Origin of the sequence: Enterobacter sp. BIDMC 26, from assembly GCF_000534435.1 — a bacterium.
Classification (GTDB): domain Bacteria; phylum Pseudomonadota; class Gammaproteobacteria; order Enterobacterales; family Enterobacteriaceae; genus Enterobacter; species Enterobacter ludwigii.
Genome location: NZ_KI973182.1, coordinates 3,998,681 through 4,012,852 on the forward strand (window position 1 = coordinate 3,998,681; position 14,172 = coordinate 4,012,852).

Sequence of the window (14,172 nt, forward strand, 5' to 3'; positions counted from 1 at the left end):
ACGTAGAGGATTCAAGATGGCTACTGGAAAGATTGTCCAGGTAATCGGCGCCGTGGTGGACGTCGAGTTCCCTCAGGACGCCGTACCACGCGTGTACGACGCGCTTGAGGTACAGAATGGTAACGAGAGCCTGGTGCTGGAAGTTCAGCAGCAGCTCGGCGGCGGTATCGTGCGTACCATCGCGATGGGTTCTTCCGACGGTCTGCGTCGTGGTCTGGAAGTTAAAGACCTTGAGCACCCGATCGAAGTCCCGGTAGGTAAAGCAACACTGGGTCGTATCATGAACGTATTGGGTCAACCAATCGACATGAAAGGCGACATCGGTGAAGAAGAGCGTTGGGCTATCCACCGCGCAGCACCTTCCTACGAAGAGCTGTCCAGCTCTCAGGAACTGCTGGAAACCGGCATCAAAGTTATCGACCTGATGTGTCCGTTTGCGAAGGGCGGTAAAGTTGGTCTGTTCGGTGGTGCGGGTGTAGGTAAAACCGTAAACATGATGGAGCTGATCCGTAACATCGCGATCGAGCACTCCGGTTACTCCGTATTTGCGGGCGTAGGTGAACGTACTCGTGAGGGTAACGACTTCTACCACGAAATGACCGACTCCAACGTTCTGGACAAAGTATCCCTGGTTTACGGCCAGATGAACGAGCCACCAGGAAACCGTCTGCGCGTTGCGCTGACTGGCCTGACTATGGCTGAGAAGTTCCGTGACGAAGGCCGTGACGTTCTGCTGTTCGTTGATAACATCTATCGTTACACCCTGGCCGGTACTGAAGTATCTGCACTGCTGGGTCGTATGCCTTCAGCGGTAGGTTATCAGCCGACGCTGGCGGAAGAGATGGGTGTTCTTCAGGAACGTATCACCTCTACCAAAACCGGTTCTATCACCTCCGTTCAGGCGGTATACGTACCTGCGGATGACTTGACTGACCCATCCCCAGCCACCACCTTTGCGCACCTTGACGCAACCGTGGTACTGAGCCGTCAGATCGCGTCTCTGGGTATTTACCCGGCCGTTGACCCGCTGGACTCCACCAGCCGTCAGCTCGATCCACTGGTTGTGGGTCAGGAACACTACGACACCGCGCGTGGCGTACAGTCCCTGCTGCAGCGTTACCAGGAACTGAAAGACATCATCGCCATCCTGGGTATGGATGAGCTGTCTGAAGAAGACAAACTGGTGGTAGCACGTGCGCGTAAGATCCAGCGCTTCCTGTCCCAGCCGTTCTTCGTTGCGGAAGTATTCACCGGTTCTCCGGGTAAATACGTTTCCCTGAAAGACACCATCCGTGGCTTTAAAGGCATCATGGAAGGCGAATACGATCACCTGCCGGAGCAGGCGTTCTACATGGTTGGTTCCATCGACGAAGCCGTGGAAAAAGCCAAAAAACTTTAACGCCTTAATCGGAGGGTGATATGGCAATGACTTACCACCTGGACGTCGTCAGCGCAGAGCAACAAATGTTCTCTGGTCTGGTCGAGAAAATCCAGGTAACGGGTAGTGAAGGTGAACTGGGTATTTTCCCGGGTCACGCACCGCTGCTCACCGCCATTAAGCCTGGTATGATCCGCATCGTTAAACAGTTCGGTCATGAAGAGTTTATCTATCTGTCCGGCGGCATTCTTGAAGTGCAGCCTGGCAGCGTGACCGTTCTGGCCGATACCGCTATTCGTGGCCAGGATCTCGACGAAGCACGAGCCCTGGAATCGAAGCGTAAGGCTGAAGAGCACATTAGCAGCTCTCATGGTGACGTGGATTACGCTCAGGCGTCTGCGGAGCTGGCCAAAGCGATCGCGAAACTGCGCGTTATCGAGTTGACCAAAAAAGCGATGTAACACCGGCTTGAAAAGCACAAAGCCAGTCTGGTTTCCAGGCTGGCTTTTTTTATGGTTTCGTATCACACCGATCTTTATTCATGATCCAAAAGAATAGCTAAGCTATTGTGTGTGCTAGCGACTTATCGCGAGAAGGCTATTTTCCAGAGAAAAAGGGGTTTACTCTGCCCCTAAAAATCGCCTCAAATAGCCATTATTGGCTGATGTTGAACGTTTTACCGCCATTCCATTTTATGACGCAAAATATGTAGAATTTTCAACGTCAACGGGTTTAACTTCTTACTCAAATTACAGTCAGGACGCGTATGTTGAACAATACAATGAGCGTGGTCATCCTTGCCGCCGGTAAAGGTACCCGCATGTATTCCGATCTTCCAAAGGTACTGCACACGCTGGCAGGAAAGCCGATGGTGCAGCATGTCATTGATGCCGCTAATGAACTGGGTGCTCGTCAGGTCCATCTGGTCTATGGTCACGGCGGCGATCTGCTTAAAAAGACGCTGAACGATGACAAACTCAACTGGGTGCTTCAGGCAGAACAGTTGGGGACCGGACACGCCATGCAGCAGGCCGCCCCGTTCTTTGCGGATGACGAAGATATTCTGATGCTTTACGGCGACGTCCCGCTGATCTCTGTCGACACCCTTGCCCGCCTGCGTGAAGCTAAACCGCAGGGTGGTATCGGGTTGTTAACCGTCGTGCTTGACGATCCGACCGGCTATGGCCGCATTACCCGCGAAAACGGTAACGTAACGGGTATCGTTGAGCATAAAGATGCCAGCGACGCACAGCGTCAGATTCAGGAGATCAACACCGGTATCCTGATTGCCAATGGCGCGGACCTGAAGCGCTGGCTGTCGAAGCTCAACAACAATAATGCGCAGGGTGAGTACTACATCACCGACATCATCGCTATGGCCTATCAGGAAGGGCGTGAGATTGCGGCGGTTCATCCGGCACGGATTAGCGAAACCGAAGGGGTGAATAACCGCCTTCAGCTTTCCCGCCTGGAACGCGTTTATCAGTCCGAACAGGCTGAAAAACTGCTCCTGGCAGGCGTTATGCTGCGCGACCCGGCGCGTTTCGATCTGCGCGGGACCTTATCTCACGGGCGCGACGTTGAAATCGATACTAACGTTATCCTTGAAGGCAACGTCACGCTTGGCCACCGCGTCAAAATTGGTGCCGGTTGTGTTATCAAAAACAGCGTCATCGGTGACGACTGCGACATTAGCCCGTACAGCGTGGTTGAAGATGCACATCTGGACGCGGCATGCACCATTGGGCCGTTCGCACGCCTGCGCCCTGGCGCTGAATTGCTCGAAGGCGCCCATGTTGGCAACTTCGTTGAGATGAAAAAAGCGCGTCTGGGCAAAGGTTCCAAAGCCGGCCATTTAACCTACCTGGGCGATGCAGAGATTGGCGATAACGTGAACATTGGTGCAGGAACAATCACCTGCAACTATGACGGTGCCAACAAGTTTAAAACCATCATCGGTGATGATGTGTTTGTCGGTTCTGATACACAACTGGTGGCACCGGTGACGGTCGGGAACGGGGTAACCATTGCCGCCGGGACGACCGTGACGCGCGATGTTGCCGACAATGAGCTGGTGCTGAGCCGCGTGCCGCAGGTTCACAAGCAGGGCTGGAAACGCCCGGTGAAGAAAAAGTAACGACCTGCACCCTGCTCTCTCCCGCGAGGAGAGCGCTCGTTCGGTGCGGTGTTTTTCGCCCTCGCCCCTCTGGGGAGAGGGATGGGGTGAGGGGATAACATAATCCTCCCCCCAAAGGCAGTACTTATAACAATAACCCCACTCTCTACAAGGCTCGGGGTGCCCGGAAAGGGCAAATACAGGTCAGCGACAACGCATGGCATAACGCCATAATCAGGAAATTAAACTATGTGTGGAATTGTTGGCGCAGTTGCGCAGCGTGATATTGCTGAAATCCTTCTCGAAGGTTTACGTCGTCTGGAATACCGTGGTTACGACTCTGCCGGTCTGGCAGTTGTGGATGCAGAAGGGCATATGACCCGTCTGCGTCGTCTCGGTAAAGTGCAGATGCTGGCCCAGGCTGCGGAAGATCATCCGCTGCACGGTGGCACGGGTATTGCGCACACCCGCTGGGCGACCCACGGCGAACCGTCTGAAGGCAATGCGCACCCGCATGTGTCCGAACACATCGTGGTCGTGCATAACGGCATTATCGAAAACCACGAACCGCTGCGCGAAGAACTTAAAGCGCGCGGCTATACCTTCGTCTCTGAAACCGACACCGAAGTTATTGCTCACCTGGTTCACTGGGAGCTGGAGCAGGGCGGTACACTGCGTGAAGCGGTGCTGCGCGCGATCCCTCAGCTGCGCGGTGCATACGGTACGGTAATCATGGATTCACGCGATCCGTCCACGCTGCTGGCCGCACGTTCCGGTAGCCCAATGGTTATCGGTCTGGGCATGGGCGAGAACTTTATCGCCTCTGACCAGCTGGCACTTCTGCCGGTTACCCGTCGCTTTATCTTCCTGGAAGAGGGTGATATCGCGGAAGTGACGCGTCGCAGCGTGACGGTATTCGATACCAAAGGCGAGCAGGTGAAACGCCCGGAGATCGAATCCAATCTGCAGTACGACGCAGGCGACAAAGGCGCTTACCGTCACTACATGCAGAAAGAAATTTACGAGCAGCCGAACGCCATCAAAAACACCCTGACCGGGCGCATCAGCCACGGCGAGGTGGATCTGAGCGAACTGGGTGCCAACGCCAATGAGCTGCTCGGTAAGGTTGAGCATATTCAGATCGTGGCCTGCGGTACCTCCTACAACTCCGGTATGGTCTCCCGCTACTGGTTTGAATCCCTGGCCGGTGTTCCGTGTGACGTGGAAATCGCTTCAGAATTCCGCTACCGCAAATCCGCGGTGCGTCGTAATAGCCTGATGATCACCCTTTCCCAGTCTGGCGAAACGGCGGACACCCTGGCGGCGCTGCGTCTCTCTAAAGAGCTGGGCTATCTGGGCTCTCTGGCCATCTGTAACGTGCCGGGTTCTTCGCTGGTTCGTGAATCCGATCTGGCGCTGATGACCAACGCAGGCACGGAAATCGGTGTGGCCTCCACCAAAGCGTTTACCACTCAACTGACCGTTCTGCTGATGCTGGTGGCGAAACTGGCGCGTCTGAAAGGACAGGATGCGGCTGTTGAGCATGACATCGTTCATGGCCTGCAGGCGCTGCCAAGCCGTATTGAGCAGATGCTGTCTCAGGACAAACGCATTGAAGCGCTGGCGGAAGATTTCTCTGACAAACATCACGCCCTGTTCCTCGGCCGTGGCGATCAGTATCCAATTGCGCTGGAAGGCGCGTTGAAGCTGAAAGAGATCTCCTACATCCACGCGGAAGCTTACGCAGCAGGCGAGCTGAAACACGGCCCGCTGGCGCTGATTGACGCAGACATGCCGGTCATCGTTGTGGCACCTAACAACGAACTGCTGGAAAAACTGAAGTCCAATATCGAAGAAGTCCGCGCCCGCGGTGGTGTACTGTACGTCTTCGCCGATAAAGACGCCGGCTTTGCGAGCAGCGACAATATGCACATCATCGATATGCCGCATGTGGAAGAGGTGATTGCCCCTATCTTCTACACCGTTCCGCTGCAGTTGCTGGCCTATCACGTCGCGCTGATCAAAGGCACTGACGTTGACCAGCCACGTAACCTGGCGAAATCGGTCACCGTAGAATAATCCCCTCAGGCTCCACCTTCGGGTGGAGCTTTTTTACCCTTCCTGGTTTGTTTTTAATCAACCCATCCGCATTTTTATTTATGACAATCTGTCATCTTCAGCTACTTTTTTCAGTGTCACATAAAGAAAATATTTCTGAAAACTTGCTGTCATGTAAGTGGTTAACTAGATGATAATTAAATGAATTTTTACTGATATTTAAGCTAAATTTTCATTGTCATAAAACTGTCATAATTCGTACATTTATCTGTCACCTGTTTGTCCTATTTTGCTCATCGTAGCCACTAAACAACGATTTACGAAAATCTTGCAGGAGACATTATGAAAGTTATGCGTACCACTGTCGCAACTGTTGTCGCCGCGACCTTATCTCTGAGCGCGTTCTCTGTATTTGCAGAAGCAAGCCTGACTGGCGCTGGTGCAACCTTCCCTGCGCCGGTGTATGCCAAATGGGCGGATACCTACCAGAAAGAAACCGGTAACAAGGTTAACTATCAGGGTATCGGCTCCTCCGGTGGCGTAAAACAAATTACCGCGAATACCGTTGATTTCGGCGCATCAGACGCTCCACTGTCTGATGACAAACTGGCGCAGGAAGGCCTGTTCCAGTTCCCGACCGTTATCGGTGGTGTTGTGCTGGCCGTTAACATTCCAGGCCTGAAATCAGGCGAGCTGGTCCTGGACGGCAAAACCCTGGGTGACATCTACCTCGGTAAAATCAAAAAATGGGATGACGAAGCCATCACCAAACTGAACCCGGGTGTCAAACTGCCTTCGCAGAACATCGCAGTGGTTCGTCGTGCAGATGGTTCCGGTACCTCTTTCGTTTTCACCAGCTACCTGGCGAAAGTGAACGAAGAGTGGAAATCTAAAGTCGGTTCCGGCTCTACCGTTAACTGGCCAACCGGTCTGGGTGGTAAAGGTAACGACGGTATCGCCGCGTTCGTACAGCGTCTGCCTGGTTCTATCGGCTATGTAGAGTATGCGTACGCTAAGCAGAACAACCTGTCCTACACCAAACTGGTTTCTGCCGATGGCAAGCCAGTCAGCCCGACTGAAGAGAACTTTGCTAACGCTGCAAAAGGCGCTGACTGGAGCAAATCCTTCGCTCAGGATCTGACTAACCAGAAAGGCGATGGTGCGTGGCCAATCACCTCTACCACCTTCATTCTGGTTCACAAAGAGCAGAAGAAACCTGAGCAGGGCGCTGAAGTGTTGAAGTTCTTCGACTGGGCGTACAAAAACGGCGGCAAACAGGCTAACGCGCTGGATTACGCCACCCTGCCGGACAACGTGGTTGAGCAGATTCGCGCTGCATGGAAAACCAACGTGAAAGACAGCAGCGGTAAAGCATTGTATTAATTTAGTATTCTGACGAAAATGGCGGGTGGCGCTCGCGCTACCCGCCGATTTCGTAAACGCGTTTAACAGAAGAGTGATTTATGGCTGCAACAAAGCCTGCATTTAACCCTCCGGGTAAAAAAGGTGACATGATTTTCAGCGCGCTGGTCAAACTGGCTGCGCTGATTGTGCTATTGCTGCTGGGCGGCATTATCGTGTCCCTGATTTTCTCCTCCTGGCCGAGCATCCAGAAATTCGGTTTCTCCTTCCTGTGGACCAAAGAGTGGGATGCGCCGAACGATATCTACGGTGCGCTGGTGCCGATTTACGGCACGCTGGTGACGTCGTTTATCGCCCTGCTGATTGCGGTGCCGGTGAGCTTTGGTATTGCCCTGTTCCTGACGGAACTGGCGCCGGGCTGGCTGCGTCGTCCACTGGGTATCGCCATTGAACTGCTGGCCGCTATTCCAAGTATCGTGTACGGCATGTGGGGCCTGTTTATCTTTGCTCCCCTGTTCGCAACGTACTTCCAGGAACCGGTGGGTAATGTTCTCTCCGCCATTCCGTTTGTCGGCACCCTGTTCTCTGGCCCGGCTTTCGGTATCGGTATTCTGGCTGCGGGGGTGATCCTCGCCATTATGATTATTCCGTACATTGCGGCGGTAATGCGCGATGTCTTCGAACAAACCCCGGTGATGATGAAAGAGTCGGCCTACGGCATCGGCTGCACCACCTGGGAAGTTATCTGGCGCATCGTCCTTCCGTTCACCAAAAATGGGGTGATTGGCGGCGTCATGCTGGGTTTAGGCCGTGCTTTGGGTGAAACCATGGCGGTGACCTTTATTATCGGTAACACCTACCAGCTCGACAGCGCCTCCCTCTACATGCCGGGTAACAGTATTACTTCCGCACTGGCGAATGAATTTGCCGAAGCGGAATCCGGGCTGCACGTCGCGGCGCTGATGGAACTGGGCCTGATCCTGTTTGTGATTACCTTCATTGTGCTGGCGATCTCCAAGCTGATGATCCTGCGTCTCGCAAAAAATGAGGGGGCACGCTAATGGCAACTCTCGAAATGCAAAGCACCACTGCGCTGGCGGAATCCCGTCGCAAAATGCAGGCGAAGCGTCGTTTCAAAAACCGCGTTGCGTTGACGCTCTCAATGGCAACGATGGCGTTCGGTCTGTTCTGGCTGGTCTGGATCCTGTTCTCGACCGTTGTGCGCGGCATCGACGGGATGTCGCTTTCACTGTTCACCGAGATGACGCCGCCGCCAAATACGGCGGGCGGCGGCCTGGCGAATGCCCTGGCGGGAAGCGGTTTGCTGATCCTCTGGGCGACGGTAGTTGGTACACCGCTTGGCATTATGGCGGGGATTTATCTGGCGGAGTACGGGCGTAAATCCTGGCTGGCAGAGGTGATTCGTTTCATTAACGACATCCTGCTGTCTGCGCCGTCTATCGTGGTCGGTCTGTTTGTTTACACCATTGTGGTGGCGCAGATGGAACACTTCTCCGGCTGGGCCGGCGTGATTGCGCTGGCGCTGCTGCAGGTACCTATCGTCATTCGTACCACCGAGAACATGCTGAAACTGGTGCCGGATAGCCTGCGTGAAGCGGCTTACGCGCTGGGCACGCCGAAGTGGAAAATGATCTCTGCGATTACGCTGAAAGCCTCCGTCTCCGGGATCATGACCGGTATCCTGCTGGCCATTGCCCGTATTGCAGGCGAAACGGCGCCGCTGCTGTTTACTGCCCTCTCCAACCAGTTCTGGAGTACGGACATGATGCAGCCGATCGCCAACCTGCCGGTGACGATTTTTAAATTTGCGATGAGCCCATTCGCGGAATGGCAGCAGCTGGCCTGGGCCGGGGTGCTGATCATTACCCTTTGCGTACTGTTGCTGAACATTCTGGCGCGCGTCATTTTCGCGAAGCAGAAACACGGTTAAATTTTTACGGCGCGGCAGATCGCGGCGCCGAATGAGGAAATGAGTCAATGAGTATGGTTGATACTGCCCCGGGTAAGATTCAGGTTCGTGATTTGAACTTCTACTACGGCAAATTCCATGCCCTGAAGAACATCAACCTGGATATCGCCAGGAACCAGGTCACGGCATTTATCGGTCCGTCTGGCTGTGGTAAATCCACGCTGCTGCGTACCTTTAACAAAATGTATTCGCTCTATCCGGAGCAGCGTGCCGAAGGTGAAATCATCCTGGACGGCGATAACATTCTGACCAACAGCCAGGATATCGCCCTGCTGCGTGCGAAAGTCGGGATGGTGTTCCAGAAACCGACGCCGTTCCCGATGTCCATCTATGACAACATCGCCTTTGGCGTACGTCTGTTTGAAAAGCTCTCCCGTACGGATATGGATGAGCGCGTTCAGTGGGCTTTGACCAAGGCCGCATTATGGAACGAAACCAAAGATAAGTTGCACCAGAGCGGTTACTCTCTCTCCGGTGGTCAGCAGCAGCGTCTGTGCATTGCGCGTGGTATCGCCATTCGCCCGGAAGTGTTGTTGCTGGATGAGCCGTGTTCAGCTCTGGACCCGATCTCAACCGGCCGTATTGAAGAGTTGATCACCGAGCTGAAGCAGGATTACACCGTGGTTATCGTGACCCACAACATGCAGCAGGCTGCGCGTTGTTCCGATTACACGGCGTTTATGTACCTGGGCGAGTTGATTGAGTTCAGTAATACGGACGATCTGTTCACCAAGCCCGCTAAAAAGCAAACAGAAGACTATATCACCGGTCGTTACGGTTGATTCAGGAGCGCGCTATGGACAATCTCAATCTTAACAAACACATTTCAGGCCAGTTCAACGCAGAGCTGGAAAGTATTCGCACTCAGGTGATGACCATGGGTGGCATGGTTGAGCAGCAGCTTTCCGATGCCATTACCGCGATGCACAACCAGGACAGCGAGCTGGCAAAGCGCGTTATCGAAGGTGATAAAAACGTCAATATGATGGAAGTCGCCATTGATGAAGCCTGCGTGCGTATTATCGCCAAGCGTCAGCCAACGGCGAGCGACCTGCGTCTGGTTATGGCGATCATCAAAACCATCGCCGAGCTGGAGCGTATTGGTGACGTTGCAGATAAAATCTGCCGCACCGCGCTGGAGAAATTCTCTCAGCAGCACCAGCCACTGCTGGTGAGCCTCGAGTCGCTGGGTCGTCATACCGTGCAGATGCTGCATGACGTACTGGATGCCTTTGCGCGTATGGATCTGGACGAAGCGGTACGTATCTACCGTGAAGACAAAAAGGTCGACCAGGAGTATGAAGGCATCGTGCGTCAGCTGATGACCTACATGATGGAAGACTCCCGTACGATCCCAAGCGTCCTGACCGCGCTGTTCTGCGCGCGCTCAATCGAGCGTATCGGTGACCGTTGCCAGAACATTTGCGAATACATCTTCTACTTCGTGAAAGGACAGGATTTCCGTCACGTTGGCGGCGATGAGCTGGACAAGCTGCTGGCGGGTAAAGATCCGAAAGAGTGATGCGCTAACATGCCCGGTGCTGCTGAGCTTACCGGGCCTGCGAGCCTTATAGGCCGGATAAGCGTCAGCGCTATCCGGCTTTTTTTAGCGAGTAATATTCCACCCGCGAGCCTTCCACAATTCTGGCAGCTGCGCCAGATCGGTGAAGGTCGTCACTTTTGGATGATCGATCGGTTTGTTGTGCGGATCGGCGCAGAAGTAAAACACCTCCATACCCGCATCAATCCCCGACTGCGCTCCCGCAGAAGAGTCATCCACCAGAATGCAGTTCGCCACGTTAACGTTCATCGCTTTTGCTGCATGGAACATCAACGCCGGGTCTGGCTTCCAGCGCTGGATATCGTAGCCGCTGAACAGTTTTTCCGGGAAGTGGTGCAACATTTCAAGCTTACCCAGCGAGTGCTGCATTTTGCTGACCGGACCGTTCGAGACCACGCAGATGGGCACCGTCATCGCATCCAGAAGCGCATTCGCCCCGGCAATGACCTCCAGTTCGGAGTCGAAGAGGCGTGCGACCTCGGCGCGGTAGACCGGCTCCAGATCTGCTTTCGCCAGATCCACACCGTGCTCTTCGTTAATGATGTCGATGATCTCGTAGAGCTTCACACCTTTAAAGCGTTTAAACACCTCTTCGAGATCCAGCGTAATGCCAAATTCCCTGAACATGGTCACATACGCGCGGGAACAAATGACCTCACTGTCGACCAGCGTACCGTCGCAGTCGAAAAATACCGCTTCAATTCCGGACATGCCTTTCCCTTTTTACAAGTTTAACGTTTACGTACGGCAGTTTAATGAGACGCAATCGTTGCCGTATAAGCAAAATCAATGAAAAAAGTATCTTGTAACCGCCACTATTGTCGCATTTTGGTATAGGATAGCGACGAATTTTCCCTCCTTGTTCGGAAATTGATGATGAGTCAACAACACACTACCCAGACATCTGGTCAGGGTCTGCTTGAGCGCGTGTTTAAACTGCGTGAGCACGGCACAACGGCACGCACCGAAGTGATCGCCGGTTTCACCACCTTCCTGACGATGGTCTATATCGTTTTTGTTAACCCACAAATTCTTGGCGTTGCTGGCATGGACACCAGCGCCGTCTTCGTGACCACCTGTCTGATCGCTGCGCTGGGCAGTATCCTGATGGGCGTGTTCGCTAACCTGCCCGTGGCGCTGGCCCCGGCAATGGGCCTGAACGCTTTCTTCGCGTTCGTGGTCGTCCAGGCGATGGGTCTGCCATGGCAGGTCGGCATGGGCGCTATCTTCTGGGGCGCGGTTGGCCTGCTGTTGTTGACCATTTTCCGCGTACGTTACTGGATGATAGCCAATATTCCGGTGAGCCTGCGCGTGGGGATTACCAGCGGTATTGGTCTGTTTATCGGCATGATGGGTCTGAAAAACGCAGGCGTTATCGTGGCTAACCCGGACACGCTGGTGAGCATCGGTCACCTGACCTCGCACAACGTGCTGCTGGGCGTGCTGGGCTTCTTTATCATCGCTATCCTGGCCTCGCGCAATATTCATGCGGCCGTGCTGGTTTCCATCGTGGTCACCACGCTGCTGGGCTGGATGCTGGGCGATGTGCAGTACAAAGGGATTGTCTCCGCGCCACCGAGCGTATCTACCGTCATTGGGCACGTCGATCTGGCAGGCTCCCTGAACCTGGGTCTGGCGGGCGTGATTTTCTCCTTCATGCTGGTTAACCTGTTTGACTCCTCCGGTACGCTGATTGGCGTGACCGACAAAGCCGGCCTGGCGGATGAGAATGGGAAATTCCCGCGCATGAAGCAGGCGCTGTTTGTTGACAGTGTCTCCTCTGTCACCGGTGCGTTTATCGGTACATCGTCTGTTACCGCTTACATTGAATCCTCTTCAGGTGTCTCTGTGGGTGGCCGTACCGGTCTGACGGCGGTTGTGGTGGGTATCCTGTTCCTGCTGGTGATCTTCCTGTCGCCGCTGGCGGGCATGGTGCCTCCGTATGCAGCAGCCGGCGCGCTGATCTACGTGGGGGTGTTAATGACCTCCAGCCTGTCGCGCGTGAAGTGGGATGATTTAACCGAAGCGGTGCCTGCGTTTATTACCGCGGTGATGATGCCGTTTAGCTTCTCGATTACCGAAGGTATCGCGCTGGGCTTTATCTCCTACTGCGTCATGAAGATTGGTACCGGTCGCTTCCGCGACCTCAGCCCGTGCGTCATCATTGTGGCGCTGCTGTTTGTGCTGAAGATTGTTTTTATTGATGCCAAATAAACAGAAAGCCCTTTTCGTCGAAAAGGGCTTTTGTGTTTGCGCCCTCTCCCTGTGGGAGAGGGCCAGAGTGAGGGGGTCAGGCTACGTTTAAGCTTTCACTCGCTTAATATAATCACCAAACGCGGTCAGTTGGCCAGAAAGATGGTCACGCGTACTTTGATCCACCACTTCACCCGTCTGCGGGTCGACCTTGTTCTGAATCACGCCCCCCATAAATTCCGGTTTGTTCATTACCATCGCATCCAGGAAGACCAGGATCTGACGCAGATGGTACTGGCAGCGTGCCCCGCCAATCGCGCCCATAGAGCTGGTCTGGATCAGCACCGGTTTACCCGACAGCGGCTGCTCCGGGAGACGGGATAACCAGTCAATGGCGTTCTTCAGGCCACCCGGGACGGAGTAGTTATATTCAGGCGTAACAATGACCACGCCGTCTGCCTGGCGGATCTGCTCTGCAAGCGCTTCTACGCTCTGTGGAAACCCTTCTTCCTGCTGCACATCCGCGTCGTAAAGCGGAATGTCGCCAATCGATGGCAGGGCGCTAATGTCCATACCTGCCGGTGCCAGCTGAGGCAGCGTGCGGGCAACCATCCCGTTAAATGAACCTTTGCGCAGGCTTCCCAGTAACGTAACAACTTTCAACGTATCAGACATGATTACTCCTGTTTCATCATGATGACCCTGAATGGATCAGCTAAGGGTATATGCTTTTTCTGCCGGTAAACTGGTTAATCTCATCAGGCGCGCGGCGGGTTCGTTGGCTCGCTCGGGCACATCCGGAAGGCTACTCCATCCGTGTTGACTGTCAAATTCCCAGATTTTCAATCGTTCGATGGCGGGGGTCACCGCGATGGACCAAATCAGTACGTCTTCGGCATCGCTGAGCGCCTCTACCAGCGTGGCTTTAGCGGAACGCAGACGTCCGGAGCCTGGAAGCAATTGCAGCAGGCTGGCGTCGTCTGATGCACAGCCACAGAGCTTTCGAATGCTCTGGCGTAAGGTAATGAGCTGAGCTCTGGCCTCGATGGGATCGTTCTGGTTACGCACCCACAGCTTTTCATTACTGGAAAGCGGGTAGTCATCGTGCGGGTTCGCGCCGTGGAAGCCGCGGGTTGCGTGCTGAAGCTCCATGTCCAGGCCGCAATCCCCTTCAGTGGTGAGCGCGACGCCAATGATATTGCCCGTGTAGGCAATGGAGAAACGCGGCAGCTCCGGGTCGGCAAAGACCGGGCGGCCTTCAGGTTGGGTGAGGATATCCGGCAGTTCACTGGTGCCGTACAGCATGAACATCAGCTCAGCGAGAAGCGCGCGGGATGCCAAAAACCGCGTCCGGCGATGCTCCGGCAGTTTACGTGCTTCCTGGTGACACGCGGATGAAATTCTGGCCGATACGAGATGTCCCTCTGTCAGTATCCCTCTTGCAAAGTGCGTTGCCATTTTTCGCTCCTTGATAATGGTCGTATTCGGTTAAACGGTTACATGATTATCGCTTA

13 protein-coding genes are annotated in these 14,172 nt (G+C 54.3%); 10 read left to right on the plus strand and 3 right to left on the minus strand.

What is annotated here, in order from left to right; all coding sequences use genetic code 11:
* Positions 1 to 16: 16 nt before the first annotated feature.
* The 9 genes from atpD to phoU all read left to right on the plus strand — a co-directional run bounded on the left by atpD (position 17) and on the right by phoU (position 10,426).
* Positions 17 to 1,399, plus strand: a complete 1,383-nt coding sequence (gene atpD / locus L462_RS04655; RefSeq protein WP_006177559.1) for a F0F1 ATP synthase subunit beta — start codon at positions 17 to 19, stop codon at positions 1,397 to 1,399.
* A 20-nt stretch (positions 1,400 to 1,419) separates the two neighbouring features.
* Complete coding sequence (locus L462_RS04650) at positions 1,420 to 1,839, plus strand: F0F1 ATP synthase subunit epsilon (protein WP_006177560.1); 420 nt, start codon at positions 1,420 to 1,422, stop codon at positions 1,837 to 1,839.
* A gap of 305 nt (positions 1,840 to 2,144) precedes the next feature.
* Entirely contained in the window at positions 2,145 to 3,515 is a 1,371-nt protein-coding gene (gene glmU, locus L462_RS04645; protein WP_032679280.1) for a bifunctional UDP-N-acetylglucosamine diphosphorylase/glucosamine-1-phosphate N-acetyltransferase GlmU, read from the plus strand.
* 228 nt (positions 3,516 to 3,743) lie between these two features.
* Positions 3,744 to 5,573: a glutamine--fructose-6-phosphate transaminase (isomerizing) gene (gene glmS, locus L462_RS04640; RefSeq protein WP_032679281.1), complete on the plus strand. Its 1,830-nt coding sequence runs from the start codon at positions 3,744 to 3,746 to the stop codon at positions 5,571 to 5,573.
* A 321-nt stretch (positions 5,574 to 5,894) separates the two neighbouring features.
* Positions 5,895 to 6,935, plus strand: a complete 1,041-nt coding sequence (gene pstS / locus L462_RS04635) for a phosphate ABC transporter substrate-binding protein PstS (RefSeq protein ID WP_014172287.1) — start codon at positions 5,895 to 5,897, stop codon at positions 6,933 to 6,935.
* A gap of 80 nt (positions 6,936 to 7,015) precedes the next feature.
* Complete coding sequence (gene pstC / locus L462_RS04630) at positions 7,016 to 7,975, plus strand: phosphate ABC transporter permease PstC (RefSeq protein ID WP_014172288.1); 960 nt, start codon at positions 7,016 to 7,018, stop codon at positions 7,973 to 7,975.
* A complete protein-coding gene (gene pstA, locus L462_RS04625) occupies positions 7,975 to 8,865 on the plus strand; it encodes a phosphate ABC transporter permease PstA (RefSeq protein ID WP_014172289.1) in 891 nt (296 codons plus the stop codon). The genes pstC and pstA overlap by 1 nt, the downstream gene beginning before the upstream one ends.
* A gap of 47 nt (positions 8,866 to 8,912) precedes the next feature.
* Positions 8,913 to 9,686: a phosphate ABC transporter ATP-binding protein PstB gene (gene pstB, locus L462_RS04620; protein WP_014172291.1), complete on the plus strand. Its 774-nt coding sequence runs from the start codon at positions 8,913 to 8,915 to the stop codon at positions 9,684 to 9,686.
* Between the two features lie 14 nt (positions 9,687 to 9,700).
* Entirely contained in the window at positions 9,701 to 10,426 is a 726-nt protein-coding gene (phoU, locus tag L462_RS04615) for a phosphate signaling complex protein PhoU (protein WP_008500182.1), read from the plus strand.
* An 84-nt stretch (positions 10,427 to 10,510) separates the two neighbouring features.
* On the opposite strand, the gene yieH is transcribed toward phoU, so the two are convergent.
* On the minus strand, positions 10,511 to 11,176 hold the full coding sequence (gene yieH / locus L462_RS04610) for a 6-phosphogluconate phosphatase (RefSeq protein ID WP_014172293.1): 666 nt from the start codon (positions 11,174 to 11,176) through the stop codon (positions 10,511 to 10,513).
* Between the two features lie 165 nt (positions 11,177 to 11,341).
* On the opposite strand from yieH, the gene L462_RS04605 reads away from it, so the two are divergent.
* Positions 11,342 to 12,679 (plus strand): NCS2 family permease, encoded by a 1,338-nt coding sequence (locus L462_RS04605; RefSeq protein ID WP_138614807.1) that lies wholly within the window; start codon positions 11,342 to 11,344, stop codon positions 12,677 to 12,679.
* An 87-nt stretch (positions 12,680 to 12,766) separates the two neighbouring features.
* Here the strand turns inward: L462_RS04605 and L462_RS04600 are convergent, their stop codons facing one another.
* Both L462_RS04600 and L462_RS04595 read right to left on the minus strand, forming a co-directional pair.
* Positions 12,767 to 13,333: an NADPH-dependent FMN reductase gene (locus tag L462_RS04600; RefSeq protein ID WP_020882759.1), complete on the minus strand. Its 567-nt coding sequence runs from the start codon at positions 13,331 to 13,333 to the stop codon at positions 12,767 to 12,769.
* Positions 13,334 to 13,369: 36 nt separating this feature from the next.
* Entirely contained in the window at positions 13,370 to 14,116 is a 747-nt protein-coding gene (locus tag L462_RS04595) for a 4'-phosphopantetheinyl transferase family protein (protein WP_014172296.1), read from the minus strand.
* Between the last annotated feature and the right edge of the window lie 56 nt (positions 14,117 to 14,172).